This window comes from Xanthomonas theicola (assembly GCF_014236795.1).
GTDB lineage: Bacteria > Pseudomonadota > Gammaproteobacteria > Xanthomonadales > Xanthomonadaceae > Xanthomonas_A > Xanthomonas_A theicola.
Genome location: NZ_CP049017.1, coordinates 4,422,218 through 4,443,419 on the forward strand (window position 1 = coordinate 4,422,218; position 21,202 = coordinate 4,443,419).

17 protein-coding genes and 4 pseudogenes are annotated in these 21,202 nt (G+C 68.9%); 19 read left to right on the forward strand and 2 right to left on the reverse strand.

The window, feature by feature from the left end:
* Nucleotides 1-73: 73 nt before the first annotated feature.
* On the reverse strand, nt 74-976 hold the full coding sequence (locus tag G4Q83_RS20670; protein WP_128421638.1) for a TolB family protein: 903 nt from the start codon (nt 974-976) through the stop codon (nt 74-76).
* 52 nt (nt 977-1,028) lie between these two features.
* On the opposite strand from G4Q83_RS20670, the gene aroE reads away from it, so the two are divergent.
* From aroE to G4Q83_RS20750, 17 genes and pseudogenes are all read left to right on the forward strand, one after another.
* Nucleotides 1,029-1,877, forward strand: coding sequence for a shikimate dehydrogenase (gene aroE / locus G4Q83_RS20675; protein WP_128421639.1), 849 nt, complete (start codon nt 1,029-1,031; stop codon nt 1,875-1,877).
* Between the two features lie 45 nt (nt 1,878-1,922).
* Entirely contained in the window at nt 1,923-2,249 is a 327-nt protein-coding gene (locus G4Q83_RS20680; protein WP_128421640.1) for a hypothetical protein, read from the forward strand.
* A gap of 259 nt (nt 2,250-2,508) precedes the next feature.
* Nucleotides 2,509-2,829 (forward strand): hypothetical protein, encoded by a 321-nt coding sequence (locus G4Q83_RS20685; RefSeq protein ID WP_128421641.1) that lies wholly within the window; start codon nt 2,509-2,511, stop codon nt 2,827-2,829.
* Complete coding sequence (gene dinG, locus G4Q83_RS20690; protein ID WP_128421642.1) at nt 2,826-4,955, forward strand: ATP-dependent DNA helicase DinG; 2,130 nt, start codon at nt 2,826-2,828, stop codon at nt 4,953-4,955. Before G4Q83_RS20685 ends, dinG begins: the two co-directional genes overlap by 4 nt.
* A 183-nt stretch (nt 4,956-5,138) precedes the next feature.
* A pseudogene (locus G4Q83_RS24900) lies at nt 5,139-5,453 on the forward strand (transposase); the annotation flags it as partial.
* 220 nt (nt 5,454-5,673) lie between these two features.
* Nucleotides 5,674-5,931, forward strand: a complete 258-nt coding sequence (locus tag G4Q83_RS20700; RefSeq protein WP_128421643.1) for a transposase — start codon at nt 5,674-5,676, stop codon at nt 5,929-5,931.
* Nucleotides 5,932-6,082: 151 nt separating this feature from the next.
* Nucleotides 6,083-6,217 (forward strand): transposase, encoded by a 135-nt coding sequence (locus G4Q83_RS20705; RefSeq protein ID WP_246432412.1) that lies wholly within the window; start codon nt 6,083-6,085, stop codon nt 6,215-6,217.
* Between the two features lie 612 nt (nt 6,218-6,829).
* Complete coding sequence (locus G4Q83_RS20710; protein WP_211288375.1) at nt 6,830-7,081, forward strand: MASE1 domain-containing protein; 252 nt, start codon at nt 6,830-6,832, stop codon at nt 7,079-7,081.
* Between the two features lie 65 nt (nt 7,082-7,146).
* Nucleotides 7,147-7,275, forward strand: a pseudogene (locus G4Q83_RS24905) (IS5/IS1182 family transposase); the annotation flags it as partial.
* A 31-nt stretch (nt 7,276-7,306) separates the two neighbouring features.
* Nucleotides 7,307-8,319, forward strand: a pseudogene (locus tag G4Q83_RS24910) (IS30 family transposase).
* Between the two features lie 96 nt (nt 8,320-8,415).
* Nucleotides 8,416-9,494, forward strand: a pseudogene (locus tag G4Q83_RS20720) (IS630 family transposase).
* Between the two features lie 163 nt (nt 9,495-9,657).
* A complete protein-coding gene (locus G4Q83_RS20725; protein ID WP_343068379.1) occupies nt 9,658-10,185 on the forward strand; it encodes an REP-associated tyrosine transposase in 528 nt (175 codons plus the stop codon).
* 235 nt (nt 10,186-10,420) lie between these two features.
* Nucleotides 10,421-12,253 carry a DUF885 domain-containing protein gene (locus G4Q83_RS20730; protein ID WP_128421464.1) on the forward strand — a complete coding sequence of 611 codons (1,833 nt, stop codon included), beginning with the start codon at nt 10,421-10,423 and terminating at the stop codon, nt 12,251-12,253.
* Nucleotides 12,254-12,697: 444 nt separating this feature from the next.
* Entirely contained in the window at nt 12,698-12,934 is a 237-nt protein-coding gene (rpmB, locus tag G4Q83_RS20735; protein WP_128421465.1) for a 50S ribosomal protein L28, read from the forward strand.
* A gap of 10 nt (nt 12,935-12,944) precedes the next feature.
* A complete protein-coding gene (gene rpmG / locus G4Q83_RS20740; protein ID WP_170867542.1) occupies nt 12,945-13,112 on the forward strand; it encodes a 50S ribosomal protein L33 in 168 nt (55 codons plus the stop codon).
* A gap of 193 nt (nt 13,113-13,305) precedes the next feature.
* Nucleotides 13,306-14,724, forward strand: a complete 1,419-nt coding sequence (gene cls, locus G4Q83_RS20745) for a cardiolipin synthase (protein ID WP_128421466.1) — start codon at nt 13,306-13,308, stop codon at nt 14,722-14,724.
* A 116-nt stretch (nt 14,725-14,840) separates the two neighbouring features.
* Nucleotides 14,841-16,274, forward strand: coding sequence for an FAD/NAD(P)-binding protein (locus G4Q83_RS20750; RefSeq protein ID WP_128421467.1), 1,434 nt, complete (start codon nt 14,841-14,843; stop codon nt 16,272-16,274).
* A gap of 114 nt (nt 16,275-16,388) precedes the next feature.
* On the opposite strand, the gene G4Q83_RS20755 is transcribed toward G4Q83_RS20750, so the two are convergent.
* Nucleotides 16,389-17,912: an MFS transporter gene (locus G4Q83_RS20755; protein ID WP_128421468.1), complete on the reverse strand. Its 1,524-nt coding sequence runs from the start codon at nt 17,910-17,912 to the stop codon at nt 16,389-16,391.
* Nucleotides 17,913-18,029: 117 nt separating this feature from the next.
* On the opposite strand from G4Q83_RS20755, the gene G4Q83_RS20760 reads away from it, so the two are divergent.
* Nucleotides 18,030-18,911 carry a LysR family transcriptional regulator gene (locus G4Q83_RS20760; RefSeq protein WP_128421469.1) on the forward strand — a complete coding sequence of 294 codons (882 nt, stop codon included), beginning with the start codon at nt 18,030-18,032 and terminating at the stop codon, nt 18,909-18,911.
* A gap of 80 nt (nt 18,912-18,991) precedes the next feature.
* Nucleotides 18,992-21,193, forward strand: coding sequence for a DNA helicase II (uvrD, locus tag G4Q83_RS20765; protein ID WP_128421470.1), 2,202 nt, complete (start codon nt 18,992-18,994; stop codon nt 21,191-21,193).
* Nucleotides 21,194-21,202 lie beyond the last annotated feature (9 nt).

The window sequence follows — 21,202 nt, forward strand, 5'->3', positions numbered from 1 at the left end:
GCAGCATTGGATACGGAGATGCGGCAAACCGGTCCTCGGCAACCATACTTTTCGGCAGCGAAGTCATCGCCAATCAGCGCACACCCGCACAATCGCCGCTGCCGCTCGCCACCGGCGCCTTCATCCGGCACGCGTCGCGCTGGACGGCCTTCGGTGCGCGCGCGCTGCCGTCGAGCAGCAGTTCGGTTGGCTTGGACATGTCCAGCACCGCGCCGCGCGTGTCGCCGTCGGCGCTGTTGAACGACAGCGCCAGCGGCGGCGGCTGCAGGTAGCGGCCGTCGCCGCACTGTGCCAGCAACAGCTGCGTGCCTTGCACCTTGCGCGCCCGCGCGAACAGCAGCGCGCGGCCATCGCCCAGCCAGGCCGCATCGGTTTCGTCATCGGCGCTGTTGACCGCGTCCAGCGCCTGTCGCTGGCCGAAGACCTGGCCTTGCAGTCGCGCCACGAACAGGTCCAGGCCGCTGGCACCGCCGTGGCCATCGCTGACGAACAGCAGCCGGGTGGCGTCCAGCGACAGCGTCGGCGCGCGCTCGCCGCCGCGCGAATTCACCGCCGCGCCGAGGTTCTGTGGCGGGCCATAGCGGCTGTCGGCCAGCAGCGCGGCGCGGTACAGGGCGTTGCCGCCGTGGCCGCCGGCCCGGTCGGAGGCGAAGTACAGCCGGTGCCCGTCGGCGCTGAAGAACGGGGCGGTCTCGGCACTTGGCGGGTTGAGCGGCGCCGGCAACGGCTGCGGGTCGGCCCAGCGTCCGTCGCGCAGTGTAGCCTGGCACAGGTCGCCGCCGCCGGGCTCGCCGGTACGGTCGGGGCTGGCCCAGACGATACGCTGTTCGTCCGCGGAAACACTGGCGCGGGTCTCGTCGGCCTTGGTGGAGACCACTCCCATGATGCCCTCGATACCGAACTCGGAAAGCGCGAACGCCGACGGCGCGCAGAGTAAACTCGCGGCCAGCGCGAGCGGCAGGGCAGGGGGCCGCATGTCGGATTCCTTCGGATGTCGCGACCAGTCTAAAACAACCAACGAGCGTTCCATGCCCACATCCCGTTATGCCGTGTTCGGCCATCCCGTCACCCACTCGCTGTCGCCGCGCATCCATGCCGACTTCGCCAAGCAGACCGGCGTCGCCCTGCAGTACGCCACGATCGACGCCTTGCCGGACGGCTTGGCGGCGGCGCTGGCGGCGTTTGCCGCCGCGGGCGGCGTGGGCGCCAACGTGACCCTGCCGTTGAAGGAAGCCGCGTACGCGCTCAGCGTGGTCCACAGCGAGCGGGCGCAGCGCGCCGGGGCGGTCAATACACTCAGTTTCCGGGACGGGCAGTGGCACGGCGACAACACCGACGGCGCCGGCCTGGTGCGAGACCTGACCGGACGCAACGGCCTGGATCTGCGCGGCCGCCGCGCGCTGCTGCTCGGTGCCGGCGGTGCCGCGCGCGGCGTGGCGCCGGCGCTGCTGGAGGCTGGCGTGCAGCAGTTGCTGATCGTCAACCGTTCGCCCGAGCGCGCCGATGCGCTGGTAGATGCACTGGGCGATCCGGCGCGCGCCGTGTCCCGCTACTGGGAAGACCTGCGCGAGCAGGGCGACTTCGAACTGATCGTCAACGCCACCGCCGCCGGCCGCGACGACACTGCGGGTTTCTCGCTGCCGCTGTCGCTGGTCAACAGCATGACCCTGGCGGTGGACCTGAACTATGGCGAGGTCGCGATCCCGTTCCTGGCCTGGGCGCGCGCGGCGCGCTGCCGCGACACCGTGGACGGCCTGGGCATGCTGGTCGAGCAGGCGGCCGAGAGCTTCGAACGCTGGCACGGCGTGCGCCCGGACACCGATCCGGTCTACGCTGTGCTGCGCGCGCGAGACGCGGTGCTGGTCAGCGCCGACTGACTCCGGCGCCCCGGCGCTTCTTTTCGTAGCTCCACGGAGATGTCCATGGACGATGGATTCGTGATGCGGCTGTTGACCACGGTGGGCTTTCAGCTGCCGATCCTGATCGTGCTCGGTACCGGCCTGGTGCTGCTGGCCGCGTGCCGCCCTGGCCGCGCCCGCACGCTGGGCCTGTGGGGATTGAGCCTGCTGCTGCTCGGCGGGCTGTGCGGCACGGTGACCTCGCTGTTGCCGATCTGGGTCATCGCGCAAGGCGGAAGCTTCTCGAGCTATGCGGTGTGGTACGGCATCCTGCAGGCGGCGTTCACCCTGCTGCATGCGCTGGCGATGCTGCTGGTGGTGCTGGCCTTGCGCCTGGCCTTGCCGCGCTAGATGGCACCGGCATGTCCATGCTTGCGCCGGCCGCGTAGCGCCGCACTGCGCGGCATGCAGGTCGGATCGGCCCGGCTGCGACCGAGCGCACAATCCGGCAACGCCTCGATGGCAGGCGCGGGCCGAAGCGCCGCGCCACGGCGCGGCACGCGCGCAGGCGGCGCGATGATCAGCGACCAATTCAGGGTGTTTTCGCTGGTGGCCGGCGGCATCGGCCTGGCTGGCAAGTTCGGCGTCCCTGCTGCTCGACTTTCTGCTGGTGCTGCGCAGCGCCGGCGGCCGCGCGCGCCGCCTGACGTTGTGGGCGCTGGCCGTGCTGACGGCGAACGTGCTGTTGCCGCGCGCGCTGGAAGTGGCGATGGGATTGCTGCGGCTGTACGCCATCGCTCCCGAAGCGCACCTGTGGGCGGACCCGGCGATCGATCTGTTGCGGGATATCCTCCTTGTGATAGGACTGGCGCTACTGCTGCAGGCCCTGCGCCTGACATTGCCACGCAAGCAGGCCGCCGCGCGGCCCCGATCCGCTGGCGCGGGCGGCGTTTCGTTTCCTGAGACCGGACATGAGAAAATGCCGGCATGAACGATGACGCCACAGCGGCCGCGGCCCGCGCCGCCGACAAGCCCCAGCGCCAGCTGACCGAGCCGTTGAAACTGGCAATCCGTGACGCCTACACCAAGCTGCAGGCCAATACCCCCGGTTTCCGCGTGCGCCGCGCGCAGAGCCAGATGATCGGCGTGGTGTCGCGCGCGCTGGGTACCTCTGGCGGGGTCGGCGTGGCCGAGGCGCCGACCGGCGTCGGCAAGAGCCTAGGCTATCTCACCGCCGGCGTGCCGATCGCGCTGGCCAGCAAGAAGAAGCTGGTGATCAGCACCGGTACCGTGGCGCTGCAATCGCAGCTGGTGGAGCGCGACATCCCCGCCTTCCTCAAGGCCACCGGCATCGAGGCGACGGTGGCGCTGGCCAAGGGCCGTACCCGCTACCTGTGCGCGCGCAACGTCGCCGAGCTGCATGGCGAAGCCGCGCAGGACAGCATGTTCGAGGACGAGGCGCCGCTGTACGACCGTCCGCTGAGCCCGGCCGAGGCCGAGCAGGCGCGCGCGCTGGCCAAGGCCTATGCCGACAAGGCATGGAACGGCGATCTGGATACCGCGCTGGAGCCGATCCCGGCGTCGCTGCGCGCGCGCATCACCACCAATGCCGCCGGCTGTGCCGGGCGCCGCTGCTCGTTCGCGGTGCAGTGCCCGGTGCTGAAGGCGCGCAGCGACGTGCGCGAGGCGCAAATCGTGGTCACCAACCACGCGCTGTTGCTGTCGGCGCTGGCGCTGGGCGACAGCGACAACGGCCAGCCGTTGATCGCGCCGCCGGCGGACATGCTGCTGGTGCTCGACGAGGGCCACCACATCGCCGGCATCGCCATCGATCAGGGCGCGGCCAACCTGGCGCTGGACGACATGGCGCGGCGTACCGGTCGGCTGCAGGCGCTGGTCGGCGCGGCCTATCGGCTGGCCGACAAGGACACGATCGGCAATCAGCTGCCGAACGAGGCGATCGAACTGGCGACCCAGGTCAGCAAGGGGCTGAAGGCGTTCCGCGCCGAGGTCGAGCGCGCCTGGGTGCCGGAGCCGGGCCAGGAGGAACCGATGTGGCGCGCGCCCAACGGGCGCCTGCCGGAGGACTGGAAGCCGTTCATCGATGCGCAGGCGCAGGACACCGCCGCGCTGCTCAACTGGGTGCAAGCCGCGCATCAATTGGTGGCCAAGTCCAAGCAGGAGGATGCGGCCAAGGAGCGCCTGCAGCGCAGCTTGGGTATGGCCCTGGAGATGGTCGAGCAGCAGTACGCGCTGTGGCTGGGTTGGCGCCGCGAGGACCAGGACGGGCAGGCGCCGATGGCGCGCTGGATCACCGCCTCGCACGATGCCGACTTGGTCTGCCATTGCTCGCCGGTGTCGGCCGCGCAGGTGCTGCGCGCGCTGCTGTGGAGCGAAGTGGACTCGGCGGTGCTGACCTCGGCCACGCTGACCGGCGGCGGCGATTTCCAGGCGCTGGCGATCGACAATGGCCTGCCGGCGCATGCCGAGATGGTGTCGCTGTCCTCGCCGTTCGACCTGCCCAACCAGGCCGAACTGATCGTGCCGAAATTCCCGGTGGCGCCGGACGACCGCGAAGGCCATCCGCGCGAGGTCGCGCGCTACCTGGTCAAGGAACTGGACTGGGGCAAGGGTTCGATCGTGCTGTTCACCTCGCGCTGGAAGATGCTCAAGGTCGCCGACCTGTTGCCGATCGCGCAGCGCAACCGGGTGCTGGTGCAGGGCGAGGGTTCCAAGTCGCAGATGATCGGCGAGCACATGCGCCGCATCGGCGCCGGCGAAGGCTCGGTGCTGTTCGGCCTGAATTCCTTCGGCGAAGGCCTGGACCTGCCGGGCGAGGCCTGCACCACCGTGGTCATCACCCAGGTGCCGTTCGCGGTACCGACCGATCCGCAGACCGCCACCCTCGGCGAGTGGCTCGAAAGCCGCGGCCTCAACGCCTTCAACCTGATCGCGGTTCCGCACGCGCTGCGCACGCTGACCCAGTTCGCCGGGCGCCTGATCCGCAGTTCCAGCGACCACGGCCGGGTCATCATTCTTGATTCGCGCTTGCTGACCAAGCGCTACGGCAAGCGCATCATCGATGCGCTGCCGCCGTTCAAACGGGTGATCGGCTAGCGATCGTGGTTGTTGCTGCGTCGCCGGGCGCACGCAGCGCGTTCGCGCATGCCACAGTCCATCGCGGCGAAAGTGGAGGCATGCGATGCGGCCTCATGTTTTTTGGCTCATCGTGGATTCGTGTGGGTGCTTTTGCCGGGTTGAACTGGCCCTGGTCCTTGGAAACAAGCGCTTTTCTGCGCTGTGCCGGAGGGCGTCCTGCCCTCAGCACCTGGCCCTGGACGGCCGCCAGGCACTGAAAAGCGGCTGGCCGCCGACCAGCGCTTGAACACCGCCTCCTTGCTCAAGGCGTCGTTCGGCCAGCTCTGGAGCTATCGCACCGAACGCGGTGCCCGGGCCTTCTTCGAGCCCTGCAAGCAGCGCCTGCGCCGGCAGCGGCTGGCGCCGTCCCAGCGGTTCGTGAAGAGGATCGGGCGGCACTGGGACGGCATCGCCGCCTACTGCCATCCCGATCACAAGATCGGCCGCGGCCGGGTAGAAGGCCTGAACAACAAGATCCGGGTCATCCCGCACAGTGCCTATGGCGACCGCGATCGGGACGATCTCAGGCTCACGATCATCGCCAGCGTCCTGCCGCCGCTACCCGAAAACGCCCGTTCGCACCCACACCGATCCGCGAAGACCCGAAAAACTTGGGTTCGTCGCCCAACTGAGTGGAGAGGCACACGGCCGACAGGTCAGACTTGCTGTTGTCTAGGCAACCAACTGAAGCTCGGCCGTGGCCGACGCTTTCAGGACCCTGGAGCGCACGCTGGGGCCGCTGGAGCTGGACGGGGTACGCGCGATCGCGATGGACCAGTTCGCGGTGCACAAGGGCCATCGCTACGCCACCGTCGTGGTGGACGTGGAGCGCAAGCCGGTGCTGTGGGTGGGACGGGGCCGCCCACGGGTCCAGGTCAGAGCCTTCTTCGAACTGCTAGGCCCCCAGCGCTGTGCCGACATCCAGGCGGTGGCGATGGACATGAACGCCGCCTAGGACATGGAAGTGCGCCAGCACCGCCCAAACGCGCGCGTGGTCTACGACCTGTTCCATGTGATCGCCAAAGACGGCCGCGAGTACGGCCTGGGCCTGGCGCCGTGCCTGGAGGCAGTGGCGACGCCACGCCCGGGAGAGTGCGATCCCGGCCCTGATGCACTTCGCCAGGTGCCTGCGGCCCGACTGGCGCGGCATCCTCCGTCGGGTACGCTGGCCGAGGCACACCGGCTTGCTCGAAGGCATCCACAACAAGATCAAGGTCATCAAGCCCATCGCCTACGGCTAACGCGATGACGCCCACTTCTTCCTCAAGATCCGCGCTGCCTTCCACGCAGTTGGGAGATGAACCAAAACTTGGACCATCGCAAACGTCCATGGAGTCACAAAAGGACAGCATTGTGTAGGTGGTGGGCCGTGTTGGACTTGAACCAACGACCAAAGGATTATGCTTGCCACTTCGGCTTTCGCCGCCCGTTTCCGGTTCGTGGTCTGGACTCTGTCTTGCCTTTCGGCCTTCCCGTCGAGTCTCTACACGTTCCTTCCTCGCGGAAGGCTTCGCTCGGCGTTGGCATAGCGCACTGGAAGCGCCTTAGCGTTCACCGAATTTGAGAAGTTCTACTTCAAGGCAGAGTGAACTTACCTTGAGCAACCCATTGGGACGATCCATTCCTGAGCCAACGGCCAGGGGCAGGAACGTCCCGTTAAGTCCTCTGCTCTAACCAACTGAGCTAACGGCCCGCAGCTTCCGATTGTCGCATAGGCAACCGGCGGCAGTAAACGACTGGCGCCACGCCTTGCAGATGTGCCGGGCGTCAATCGCGTTGGTCTAGCGCGGCCAAATGTCTATTCCCGCCGCGCGCACGACTCGTAGAGTCGGTGGTTCTGACATGAGCCGCGGATGGTCGAATGGCCGCTGCAAAAGCACATCGCCAAGGGAGCCTTGCTGAGCGCGGCCTACTGCGCCGCATTCCTCGTGGCTTGGCGCTGCTCCGTGGATCAATGGTACCTGCCGGCGGGACTGCGGGTGGCGACGCTGTTGTTCCTGCCGTACCGGTTGTGGCCGTACCTGCTGCTAGGCGATACAGCGGCCTTGTTGATGATCCGCGTGCCGATGGCGCAAGAACAAGGCGCCAGCCCGTTGTGCGCCTAGAACTTATCCGTAAATTGTTAAACTTCTGATGCGAGCCGCAGAGAACGCGGCGGCGGATCGGGACCTTGGCTAAGCGCGTCGAATCGTGGGTCGTGACGGATGACGTCTGGGAACGGGTTGAGCCGCTGATGCCGCTGCGCTTGGCGGCGGACCGGGTATCTGGTCGCAAGCCAGGAGCGGGCCGACCACCGAAGTGCAACACCTCACAGAGCGCAGGAGGTTGCGCTGGGCAAACAGTCCAGTCATCTGCGTGTTGAGGAACGCGCGGTGCTGCAGGTGGAGCGCGATCGAGGAACGCGCTTGCGCAAGATCGGTCGCCGGTGGGGACGCCGTGCATCGACGCCGAGCCGCCAGGTCGGTGGTCTGCAAGGGCCGGTGTCCTGTGCGCACGCGGCGGCGGCGGCCTATCGCTCGCGCCGCTCGCGCTGCGTGCGCCCTCGCCGGCCCCTGGAAGGTTCGTCGTTGTTCCCGTGCGTCGATGAGCGCCTGGTGTACGAGCGCTGGTCGCCACAGCAGATCGCGGCCGCACGGCGGGACAGGCATCCGGACGCTTCCAGCCAGCGGGTCAGCCACGAGAGGATCGCTGCGGCGATCGACACGCAGCGGGGGGGGTGGTCTGAAGAAGGCGCTGATCCATGCATGGAGAGGGGGCCAGCCCACACCAGGTCGCAGGCGCACGACAGCGGCGGTGCGCTCGTGGGCGCCGGAGGAACTGCGCATCGTGCATGGCCCGGACCCCGTGGAGCGGCGCCTGGCGCCGGGGCATGGGGAGGGCGCCCTGATCGAAGGCGCGTTCAACCGTTCATGCGTGGGCGCACTGGTGGAACGCAAGACCCGCTTGGTGGTGCTGTGCAGGATGGACGGTGGCACGGCGCAGGCGGCGGTCGAGGGGTTTCCCCGGCAGATGAAGCAGCGGCCGGCCTTCCTGGGTGAGAGCCCGACCGACGACCGCGGAACGGACCTGCTACGAGGAACGGATGCAGCGGTTGAACAGCCAGGTCCGGTTCGCCGATCCGCATGCGCCGTGGCAGCGCGGCAGCAACGAGAACACCAACGGCTTGCTGCGCCAGTTCCTGCCCTACGGGGTGGACCTGTCGCAGGCCCGTCAGGAGTACCTCGATCGCGTGGCCAAGCGAACGAACGCACGGCCGCGCCAGCCATTGGCCTGGGCGACCCCGGCGGCGGCCTTGGAGAAGGACATCCTGGCATTCAAATCACGTGTTGCACTTGATTCTTGAGACCGCCCCTTCCCTAGTGTTATGAGTTCGAAGTTCGTTGAACTATTGTTTGACGTTGAAGTCCGTTGTGTCCGTGGCGTACTCGACGCGGCAGCGATGAGCGGACGACCCAAGGCACTTTTGGTTTTGACCGAGACGCAGCGCGAGGAACTGGTGGCGTTGACACTGCGCCGCAAGACGGCGCAAGCGCTGGCGCAGCGCGCCCGGATCGTACTGGCCTGCGCTGACGGGCTGGACGACAAGGTCGTCGCGGCACGGCAGCGCGTCACGCCGCAGATGATCAGCAAGTGGCGGGCGCGCTTGGTTGAGCATCGACTTGAGGCACTGCTGGATGCCCCACGGTCGGGCGCTCCGAGAACCATCGACGCACGCGCATCGACGCCGTGATCGCCAAGACGCTGGAGAGCGTCCCCGTCGGCGCCACGCACTGGAGCACGCGCAGCATGGCGCGCGCGATGGGGCTGTCGCAGACCGTGGTGTCGCGCATCTGGCGTGCCTTCCGATTGCAGCCGCGCCGCCAGGAGACCTTCAAGCTCTCCACCGATCCCATGTTTGTCGACAAGGTAGGCGACATTGTCGGCCTCTGCATGAACCGGCCGCTGAGGGCGATGGTGCTTTGCGTGGACGAGAAGAGCCAGATCCAGGCGCTCGACCGCACGCAGCCTATGCCGCCCTTGGCGCCTGGCATCCCCGAGCGGCGCACCCATGACGACGAGCGGCACGGTACGACGACGTTGTTCGCGGCCTTGGACATGGCCACCGGACGCGTCATCGGCCAGACCCACAGGCGTCATCGCAGCAGCGAGTTCCGGCAGTTTTTGCGCACCGTCCAGGCCAACGTACCTCCGGTGCTCGACGTGCACCTGGTCATGGACAACTACGGCACCCATAAGACGGATGCCATCAAGAACTGGCTGACCCGTCATCCCCGCTTCCACGTCCACTTCACCCCGACGTCTGCCTCGCGGCTCAACCAGGTAGAGCGCTGGTTCGCGACGCTGACCCAGCGTTGTATGCGCCGCGCCACCCACCGCTCCACCCGAGAACTCGAAAAGGCAATCGGCCAGCACATCGACCTCAACAACGCCGACCCGAAGCCATTCAATTGGTCCAAGACCGCCGACGACATCCTCGCAAGCGTCGAGAGGTTTTGTCTGCGAACTTCGAACTCATAACACTAGAGGAAAAACGAAAGCGCCCTGGCGTGGAGCTTGTTGTGGGAGGGACTTCAGTCCCGACGCCTTGCAGTTTCCGCCATCGCGGTCTCGCGCATTTCCCGACACGACGCCAAGACGATCCCCGATAGCATCTCCATGCCGGCATCGCGAAGCTGGTGTCATGCATATGGAACCTGCTAAAGGCTATCGCGCACTGCGCACGACGGGGCGTTGCACCGAAGCCGGCCGCATCTATCTGGTGACCACGGTGACCTGCGACCGCCAGCGTCTGTTCGAGGACTGGCGCTGCGCCTGGGCTGCCGCGGCCTGTCTTTCCAACCCCGCTACCTGGGATTGCGCACGGTTGCTGTGCTGGGTATTGATGCCCGATCACTGGCACGGATTGCTCCTGCTCGATGGGGCCGGTCCGCTGTCCACCGTCATGCAAAACGCCAAGGGCAGGGTGGCCAGGGCGGTGAATCTGGCGCGCGGCCGCGGCGGGTCGGTGTGGATGCCGGGCTTTCACGGCCACGCGCTGCGCCACGAGCGAGACATCTTGCCCAGTGCGCGCTACATCGTCGCCAACCCGTTGCGTGCAGGCTTGGTGGACAGGCTTGGCGGGTATCCGTATTGGGATGCGGTTTGGGTGGATGCGGCGAAGAAGCGTTCGCAGGGAGTCGACAGTATGGCGGTGCCATCTGTGGGATAGGCGAACGTTGCCGTTCGGACGAGTTGCCATGCCATTCTGCTCCCGTTCGTCGCCACTGAAGTCGCTCCCACAGGGCTCGAGGCAGCTCCGGCTTGAGGGATGCAGGCAGGGGCCGCCTGCTCTTGCCGCCGGTGTCCACCTTTCGGCCGGCATCGCGCCAGGACTTCCGGCCCACCCCGCGCCGCCGCCGGGGTGCGATCATCGGGATCCCGTTCCCACCTGCCTGTTGCCACCCATGCCGACCGCCAAGACCCCGCTGGCCGCTTCCCTGTTGCTGGCCCTGGCGCTGTCCACGCCAACGCTGGCCGCATCGCCGGCTGTGCCGCCTGCGGCCGCCGCTTCTGCCGCCGACGCCCGCTTCCAGGCCATCTACGAGAAGGAATGGGCATGGCGGCAGGCACAACTCGGGCAGGCCGACGAGGACAGCGACAGCAGCGGCGACAACCCGCAGCTGCCCGATGTCGGCACGGCGGCGCAGGCCGCGCGGTTGAAGGTCTGGCAAGACGTGCTGGCCCAACTGGACGCGATCGACCCGGCGCAGTTGTCGGCCGACAACCAGGTCAACCTGGCGGTGTACCGCCCGCAGATCGAGAACCTCGCCGCCGCGGTGCGCTTGCGCGCCTACGAGATGCCGTTCAATTCCGACAGCTCGTTCTGGTCGGACCTGGGCTTCATGGCGCGCCGCACGCTGCGCACCCCGGCCGAGTACCGCGCCTACATCGCACGGCTCGACGACGTGCCGCGCTATTTCGCGCAGCAGATCGACAACATGCGCGCCGGGCTCGCGCGCGGCTTCAGCGTGCCGCGCGCGGTGCTGGAAGGGCGCGACGGTTCGATCGCCGGCGTCGCCGAACTCAAGGACCCCACCGCCGCGGCGCTGTACGCGCCGTTCAAGCAGCTGCCCGCACAGATCCCTGCCGCCGAACAGCAGGCGCTGCGCGAACAGGCGCAGGCGGCGATCCGCGACAAGGTGATCCCGGCCTATGCACGGCTGCTGCGCTTCTATCGTCAAGAGTACGTGCCGCAGGCGCGCACCACGCTGGCCGCCGAGGCGCTGCCCGACGGCAAGGTGTACTACCAGCAGCAGATCCGCGAATACACCACGCTGGAGATGCGCCCCGAGCAGATCCACCAGTTGGGTCTGCAGGAAGTGGCGCGGATCCAGAAGGAGATGGACGCGATCATCCAGCAGGTGGGCTTCAAGCCGCCGGCCGGGCAGCAGACCTTCCCGGCGTTCCTGCGGTTCCTGCGCAGCGACCCGCAGTTCTACGTCAAGACGCCGCAGGAATTGCTGGACCGCGCTGCGTGGATCGCCAAGCGGGTGGACGGGGAAGTCGGCAAGTTCATCGGTACACTGCCACGCGGACGCTTCACCATCGTGCCGGTGCCGCCGGAGATCGCGCCGTTCTGGACCGCCGGCCGCGGCGGCGTGGGCACCTACTGGCTCAACACCTACGACCTGCCGTCGCGCCCGCTGTACAACCTGCCGGCGCTGACCCTGCACGAATCCTCGCCCGGCCACTCGCTGCAGGGCGCGCTGGCCGAAGAGCAGGGCGCGCAGCCGGCGTTCCGCCGCGGGAACTACATCTCCGCCTACGGCGAGGGCTGGGCGCTGTACACCGAGAAACTGGGCAAGGAGATGGGCATCTACCAGACCCTGTACGAGGATTTCGGCCGGCTCAGCTATGAGATGTGGCGCGCCTGCAGGCTGGTGATCGACACCGGCGTGCACCACAAAAGCTGGAGCCGCGAGCGGGCGCTGGCCTATCTGCGCGAGCGCACCGCGCTCAGCGAGCACGAGGTCGGCACCGAGGTCGACCGCTACATCTCCTGGCCGGGGCAGGCGCTGAGCTACAAGCTCGGCGAGATCGCCATCATCGAGCTGCGCGCCGACGCCGAGCGCGAACTGGGCGCGGACTTCGACATCAAGGCCTTCCACGATGCGGTGCTGAAGCAAGGCTCGGTGCCGCTGCCGGTGCTGCAGCAGCAGGTGCGCGCGTTCATCGCCGAGAGCAGGCAGCAGCATCGGGCCGCCGCCCGAAAGCCCGCCGCGTCCGCGCCCGAATAGCCGTCGCAGCGACGGGAGGGCGCCTTGGATGATCCAGGATCCATCGCGGGGTCTGGCCCATGGCCGCAGCGTGTTTTCGAGACGGCGCCAGGACCTGGCTGGGCCGTCGCCTGTCCTTGAATGCGCCGAAGGATGGCGGCTCGGCCGCCGTCCTGTCCGGCGGTCGCCCCGCCGCGGTGCGCGGCGGCGCCGGCAAGTGCTTGCGAGGCAAGGGAAAGCCCTGCATAATGCGCGGCTCGCTGTGCCTGGTTCGCCCGGGCGGCGGTGCGGAAGCGCGAACGTCGCATCGGCCTGTTCCAGCGTAAGTGCTTGATTCCCAATGTCGCGTGGCAGCCAGTGCTGCCGGGGCCGCCGTCTCCCAGGCTATGGGCGACACCAATTGCGGATCCGTCCGCAAGAGCCCGGCCATCCATCGCCGGACTTCCCAACTTATCGAGGTGCGTAATGTCCCGCGTATGCCAAGTGTCCGGCAAGCGTGTGCAGACGGGTAACAACGTCTCCCACGCCAACAACAGAACCCGTCGCCGCTTCCTGCCCAACCTGCACGAGCGCCGCTTCTGGGTCGCCAGCGAGAAGCGCTGGGTCAAGCTGAAGGTTTCCGCGCACGCGCTGCGCACCATCGACAAGAACGGGATCGATTCGGTTCTGGCTGAGCTGCGCGCGCGCGGCGAAAAGGTCTGAGGAGCAAGCAATCATGGCAGGCAAGCGTGACAAGATCCGTATGATTTCCTCGGCCGCCACCGGCCATTTCTACACCACGGACAAGAACAAGAAGAACACTCCGGGGAAGATGGAAATGATGAAGTACGACCCGGTCGTGCGTAAGCACGTGCTGTACAAGGAAGGCAAGATCAAGTGATCGCCTGATCGCCTGATCGCCTGGATCGTCCTTCGAGGTCGTCGCCAAACCCGCCACAAGGCGGGTTTGGCGTGTCTGGCGCGCTCCCGCCGCTCTCTCGCGCTCGACGCTCCTCCCGCGCCGGTGCGCCGAGGCGCTTGCGTTTGCCGACGCAGCCCGCAGAATCGGGCGACTTGGCTTGCGAAGGGTCGCGATGCTGCCGTTCTGGTTGGAAGGCACGTGGTTGCTGGCGCTGGACTGGCTGATCCGGCTGGTGGCGTTGTTGTGGATTCCCGCGCGTACCACGCCCGGGGCGGCGCGCAGTTGGCTGCTGCTGGTGGGCTTCGTACCGGTGCTGGGACTGCCGCTGTATCTGCTGCTCGGGCATCCGTGGCTGTCGCGGCAGCGGATCCTGCGCCAGGCGCAGGCCTCGCAGCTGATCCGCGAACAGCAGGTGCCGCTGATCGCGCTGCGCTGGAGCCCGCCTGCCGATACCGCGATCGCCGAAGTGGTGCCGCTGATCGAGCGCCAGGGCGACTTCATGCCGACCCATGGCAACACCGTGGAGCTGCTCGACCGCTATGCGGTCTCACTGCAGGCGCTGATCGGCGACATCGACGCGGCCGGCGAACGCGTGCACCTGCTGTACTACCTGATGTTCGACGACGCGGTCGGCGATGCGATCGTGGCCGCGCTGCTGCGCGCCGCCGCGCGCGGCGTACGCTGCCGCCTGCTGCTCGACGCGCGCGGCGGCCGGCGCGGGCTGCGCCGCTACCGCAAGCGCCTGTACGCCGCCGGGGTCGAGGTGCAGGCGCTGCTGCCGGGCGGCCTGCGCTGGCGCAGCAGCGGGCGCATGGACCTGCGCAATCACCGCAAGATCGCGGTGATCGACAACCGCGTCGGCTACATCGGTTCGCAGAACCTGGCCGCCGCCGGGTTCGTGCGCGGCCATCCCAACCGCGAACTGGTGGCACGGGTACAGGGGCCGGTGGTCGCACACCTGGAAGCGGTGTTCGCCAGCGACTGGTTCATCGAGACCGGGCAGCGCCTGAGCGTGGCGGCCGGCACCGTGGTGCACGGCGCCGACACCGCCACGCAATTGCTGCCCAGCGGCCCGGCGTACCCGTTCGAGAACGCGCGCGATGCGGTCAATGCACTGATCCACCTGGCGCGGCGGCGGATCGTGATGGTGACGCCATACTTCGTCCCCGACGAGGCCACGCTCAGCGCGCTACGCATCGCCGCGCTGTCCGGCGTGGACGTGCAACTGATCCTGTCGGAGAGCAGCAACCAGCGGCTCACCGCCTGGGCGCAGGAGGCGTATTACGACGAACTGCTGCGCAGCGGGGTCAAGATCGCGCTGTACCGGCCGTGCTTCCTGCATGCCAAGCACCTGAGCGTGGACGAGGGCATCGCCCTGGTCGGCTCGATCAACCTGGACATCCGCTCCTTCGCACTGAATGCCGAGATCGGTGTGCTGTGCTACTGCGCCGAGGTGGTGCAGCGGCTGCGCGCGATCGAGGCGGACTACATGGCCGATGCCCGCGTGCTGTCGCTGCAGACATGGCGCCGGCGGCCGGCATGGCGGCGCAGCCGCGAGGGCATCGCCCGCCTGGCCGACGCATTGATGTGAAAGCGCGCGGGCATGACAGCATGATGTCGCGGCCATGCGCGATCTTCGCCGCGACATGAACGATGGTTCTTAAGCCGCGCGCGGTGCCGGCGGAGGCATCCCTTACAATTGCCGGCATGAGCGAACCCTTGCCCAACGCATCCGATGGCGACTGCGACTGCGATATCGCCATCGTCGGCGGCGGCGCGGCCGGCACGCTGGCCGCGCTGCAGTTGCTGCGACAGGCCACGCGCGCGCTGCGGCTGCAGCTGATCGAGCCGCAGGCCGCGCTCGCGCAGGGCGTGGCCTATGCCACGCCCTGCGCGGAACACCTGCTGAACGTGGCGGCCGCACGCATGAGCGCTTTCGCCGAGTTGCCCGACGACTTCCTCGACTGGCTGCAGCAGCAGGCGCTGTATCCGGCGCTGGACCGCGCCGCGCTGGCGCAGACCTACGTGCAGCGCCGCCACTACGCCGGCTACCTGCGCGCGCGCCTGACGCAGGCGCAAGCCGCAAGCCCGGCACGGCTGCAGTGGCGGCAGGACCGCGTGCTGGCGCTGGACCGCACCGAGCGCGGCCAGACGCTGCGGCTGCATGGCGGCGCGACGCTGCGCGCTGGCGCGACGGTGTTGGCGCTGGGCAACAGCCTGCGCCCGCTGCCGGCACGCGGCGGGGCCAGTCTGCCCGCGCACGTGCGCGTGGACGCCTGGAACTACGAGCGGCTGCGTGCGATCCGGCGCGAAGCCACGGTGTGCATCGTCGGCACCGGCCTGAGCATGGTCGACAGCGTGCTGACCCTGCTCGCCAATGCACACCGCGGCCCGGTGCACGTGATCTCGCGGCACGCGGTGCTGCCGCTGCCGCATGCCGAGCATGTCGGCCACGCCGAGGCCGAGTTCGATCCGCAGCCATTGTTGGCGCTGCCGCTGCGCCAGCGCTTGCGCGCGCTGCGCCGGCATGCGGCCACGGCGCAGGCGCACGGCCTGCCCTGGCAAAGCGCGATGGAGCGGGTGCGGCCGCTGGGCCAGGCGCTGTGGCAATCGCTGTCGGCCACCGAACAGCGGCGCTTCCTGCGCCACGCCGCGCGCTATTGGGACGTGCACCGGCACCGTATCCCCGCGCCGGTGTTCGAACGACTGCAGGCGATGCGCCGGGCCGACCAGCTGCGCGTGCATCGCGCGCGGCTGGACACGGTGTTCCCGGTCGGCGCCTGCGTGCAGGTCAACGCGGTCGGTTCCGATGGCCTGGCGCTGCAGCTGGACGCCCACTACCTGGTCAACGCCACCGGCGTGGAGCTGCGCGCGCAGACCATGCGCAACCCGCTGTTGCACCAGCTGCTGGGTTGCGGCCACGCCGCGCCCGGCCCACACGGCATCGGCATCGCCACCGCGGCCGATGGCGCGCTGCTCGACGCCGACGGCCAGGCCGATCCGCGCCTGCGCGTGCTCGGCAGCCTGCGCATCGGCAGCCTGTGGGAAAGCCTGGCGATCCCGGAGCTGCGGGTGCAGGCACAGCAGCAGGCGCAGGCGTTGCTGTCCGAGCTCTTCCCGGTGCGCGCCGACGCAGGCTGAGACCGCGCCGGGCGGTTGTCGTCACCATGGCGATGCGACGTCGGGGATCCCTGTGCAGGAGCGGCGTCAGCCGCGACGGACACGACCGTGAACGCCTGTCGTGGCCGAAGCCTCCTACGCTGAAGCAGCAACGCGCTGCGCGTTGCGCCCGAGCAGCGCGTAGATCGCGAGCGCCGACAGCGCGGTGATCGCCGCCAGCGTCCGCGCCAGCACCGCGAAGCCATCTGCGTAGATGTGCCGCAATTGCGCCACGGACGCGGCGCTGCCCGCCTGCACCGCCTGCGCCAGATCGCCCGCGGCCAGGCGTTGCGCGGTCTCCGCGACGACCGCGCCGGCCGCGGTCGGCGCCAGTGCCGCCAGCCGCGCGTGGAGCAGGCCGGCCAGCACTCCGGCCACGCTCGCCAGCGCGATGCCCTCGCCGGCCACGCGCAGGGTGCCGAAGATGCCGGCAGCCATGCCGGCACGCTCCTTCGGCACCACGCTGACCGACAGCGCGTCCATCAGTCCCCACGGCAACGCGGTGCCGGCGCCGATCAGCAACAAGGCCGGCAGCGCCTGCGCCGGAGGACGCGCGCTGAGCCAGCACAGGCCGACCGCGGCCACTGCCAACCCGGCCGCGGACAGCGCGCCCGGGGCGATGCGCTGCGCCAGCGCGGCGGCCAGGCGCGGCACCAGCAGCATCGGCGCCGACAACGCCAGCATGGTCAGGCCGGCTTCGCTGGCGCCCTGGCCGTCCACCCCGATCAGCCGCAGCGGCAGCAACACCAGCAGCACCACGTAGCTGTAGCAGGTGGCCACCGGCAGCAACTGCACGCCGACGAAGCGCCGGTAGCGGAACAGGCTCAGGTCCAGCATCGGCCGCCGGCTGCGCCGCTCGATGCGCACGAAGCCGATCAGCAGCGCCAGGGCGGCACCCAGCAATCCCAGCGTCGGTGCGCTGTGCCAGCCGCTGTGCGGGCCCTGGATCAGGCCTGCGGTGAATGCCGCCAGCGCCGCACTGAAGCACAGCGCGCCGGCGCGGTCGGCCGGTCCCGGCGCCGGATCGCGCGATTCGCCCAGGCAGCGTGCGCCGACAGCCCATGCCAGTGCCGCCAGCGCGGCCAGCCCAAGGAAGATCGCGTGCCAGCCCAGATGCTCGATCAGCAGTCCGGCCGCCAGCGGGCCGAACGCCAGGCCGGTGCCGAAGGTGGTGCCGAGCAGGCTGAACGCGCGTGCCCGCGCCGCGCCGTCGTACAGCTGCGCCAGCGCGGCGGTGCCGGCGGCCAGCGCCGCGGCTGCGCCCACGCCCTGCAGCGCGCGCAGTAGGTCGATCGCCGCCACCGAGCCGGCCAGGCCGACGCCCAGCGACGCGGCGCCGAACAGGCCAAGCCCGCCCAGGAACACGCGCTTGCGTCCGTGCCGGTCGGCCAGCGCGCCGGCGGCGAGCAGCAAGCTGCCGAAGCTCAGCATGAAGGCATTGGTGATCCAGGCCAGCGCCAGCGCGTCGCCGCCGAGCGCAGCGCCGATCGTCGGCGTGGCGACCGCGCCGCCGGAGAAGTTCAACGGCAAGGCCAAAGCCGCCAGGCAGACTGCGGCGAGCGCGGCGCCGCGTCGTGCCGGCGGGGTGGACGGGAGAGGCTGGGACGTGCGGAGAGTCATTGCGGACGGCTCGGTTGGCGGGTGTGGGGATCGTCACTAGAGATAAAGCGGCAGGAATGGTCGAAAAAGACCGGCGATCGCCAGAGATGCCGGAGAATAATTCCGTAATATCCGCGCATGGATCGTCTGACCGGCATCGTCGCCTTCGTCCGTGCCGCCGAGCAGCTGAGCTTCGTCGGTGCCGGTCGCGTGCTCGGCATCTCGGCCTCGGCGGTGGGCAAGAGCGTGGCCGCGCTGGAGCGCGAGCTGGGCGTGCGCCTGTTGCAGCGGACCACGCGCCGCATCGCGCTGACCGCAGAAGGGCGCTTGTTCTTCGAGCGGTGTCAGCGTGTGCTGGAGGACCTGCGCGAGGCCGAGAGCGCGCTGTCGCAGACGCTGCAGGCGCCGCGCGGATTGCTGCGGGTGGGCCTGCCGACCATCGGCTACCGCTTCCTGCTGCCGCTGCTGCCCGAATTCCGCCAGCGCTATCCGCAGGTGGAATTAGAACTGGAATTTGACGACCGCCTGGTCGACGTGGTCGAGCGCGGGCTGGATGCGGTGATCCGCAGCGGCACGCAGGCCGATTCCAGCCTGATGTCGCGGCGCCTGGGACCGTTCCGTTTCTGCATCTGCGCCGCGCCCGACTACCTGCGCCGCCGTGGCGTGCCGCAGGCGCCGGCGCAACTGGCCGCGCACGACACCGTGCGCTTCCGCTTTCCCACCACCGGCAAGCTGCACGTGTGGCCCTTGTCCGAAACGGCGCCGCTGCCGCCGGCGGTGTTGACCTGCAACAACATGGAGGCGCTGCGTGCCGCGGCGATCGGCGGCATGGGCATCGGCTGCATGCCCGAATTCCTGGCGCGCGACGCGCTCGCCGATGGCCGCCTGCAGCGCCTGCTCGACGGCTATCTGGGTGATAGCGGCCAGTTCTTCGTGCTGTGGCCGTCCAGCCGGCAGTTGTCGCCGAAGTTACGCGCGCTCGTGGATTTCGTCGCCGAGCGGCTGTTCCCAACGCCGTGAACGCGGCGCAGTCGCGGCTTTTCGCGATTCCGCCGCTCCGGTCGCAGCCGATGCGCCGCCGCAACCGGTAAAATGTCCGGGTGGATGTCTCCCATTTGCTCGATGATCTGAACCCCGCCCAGCGCGAGGCCGTCTCCGCGCCGTCCGGCCATTACCTGGTCCTGGCCGGCGCCGGGTCCGGCAAGACGCGCGTGCTCACCCATCGCATCGCCTGGCTCAACGAAGTCCACGGCGTGCCGGCGCACGGCATCTTCGCGGTCACCTTCACCAACAAGGCCGCCGGCGAGATGCGCCGCCGCACCGACCTGCAGCTGCGCAACGGCAGCCGCGGCATGTGGATCGGCACCTTTCATGGCCTGGCGCACCGTCTGCTGCGCCTGCATTGGCAGGACGCAAAACTGCCGGAAAGCTTCCAGGTGCTCGATTCGGACGACCAGCTGCGGCTGGTCAAGCGGGTGGTGCAGCAGTTGGAACTGGACGAGGGCAAGTACCCGCCCAAGCAGATCGTGTGGTGGATCAACCAGCAGAAGGACGAGGGCCGGCGCGCGCAGCACATCCAGCCCGAACCGCGCGATGTGTGGACCAGCACCCTGCGCAGCGCCTACGCGCTGTACCAGGAGCGTTGCGACCGGGCGGGCCTGGTCGATTTCGCCGAGCTGCTGCTGCGCGCGCACGAGCTGCTGCGCGACAACCCGGCGCTGCTGGCGCACTACCGCCACCGCTTCGGCGAGATCCTGGTCGACGAGTTCCAGGACACCAACGCGATCCAGTACGCGTTCGTGCGCGTGCTCGCCGGCGACAGCGGGCGCGTGTTCGTGGTCGGCGACGACGACCAGGCGATCTACGGCTGGCGCGGCGCCAAGGTCGAGAACGTGCAGCGCTTCCTGAAAGACTTCCCGGACGCGCAGACCATCCGCCTGGAACAGAACTACCGCTCCAGCGCCAACATCCTCAATGTCGCCAACGCGGTGATCGCGCACAACCCGGACCGCATCGGCAAACAGCTGTGGACCGATTCGGGCGACGGCGACCCGATCGACCTGTACGCGGCCTACAACGAGATCGACGAGGCGCGCCACATGGTCGATCGCGTGTGCCAATGGGTGCGCGACGGCGGCAGCTACAGCGAGGCGGCGGTGCTGTACCGCAGCAACGCGCAGTCGCGCGCGTTCGAAGAAGCGCTGATCGCCGAGCAGGTGCCGTACCGCGTCTACGGCGGCATGCGTTTCTTCGAGCGCGCCGAGATCAAGGACACCCTGGCCTACCTGCGCATGGTCGCCAACCGCGCCGACGATGCGGCATTCGAGCGCGCGGTGAACACCCCCGCGCGCGGCATCGGCGACCGCACCCTGGACGAAGTGCGGCGCCTGGCGCGCGCGCAGTCGCTGTCGCTGTGGGCCGCGGCGCAGCAGGCCGCGCAAGCGGGCGGCGACCTGGCCGCGCGCGCGCGCAACGCGCTGGCGCAGTTCCTGGGGCTGATCGAACAGCTGGCCGCCGAAGCGGCCGGGCTGCCGCTCCCCGAGCAGATCGACCAGGTGCTGGCGCGCTCGGCGCTGCGTGAGCACTGGAGCAAGGAAAGCCGCGACGGGCTGGATTCGGAATCGCGCACCGACAATCTCGACGAATTGGTCTCGGTCGCCTCGCGTTTCGTCCGCGCCGACGCCGACGAGGACGCCGACGAGGGCCGCCAGGCGATGACCGAACTGGTCGCGTTCCTGGCCTACGCCTCGCTGGAGGCCGGCGAAGGCCAGGCCCAGGCCGGCGAGGACGGCGTGCAACTGATGACGCTGCACTCGGCCAAGGGCCTGGAGTTCCCGCTGGTGTTCCTGGCCGGCATGGAAGACGGCCTGTTCCCCAGCGCGCGTTCGCTGGAAGAGAGCGGGCGCCTGGAGGAGGAGCGGCGCCTGGCCTACGTCGGCATCACCCGCGCGCGCCACAAGCTGGTGCTCAGCTATGCCGAGTCGCGGCGCATCCACGGCCAGGACAACGACAACGTGCCCTCGCGCTTCCTGCGCGAGATCCCGCGCGAACTGCTGCACGAAGTACGGCCGAAGGTACAGGTCTCGCGCCGCGCCTCGCTGGGCGCGCCGCGCCATGTCGGCCACAGCGCCATCGAAGCCCCTGCGATCAAGCTCGGCGCCAACGTGCAGCACCCCAAGTTCGGCGGCGGCGTGGTCATCGACTACGAAGGCAACGGCGCGCACGCGCGCGTGCAGGTGCAGTTCGACGAGGTCGGCGCGAAGTGGCTGGTGATGGCGTACGCGAACCTGACCGTCATCTAGGGCCTGTTA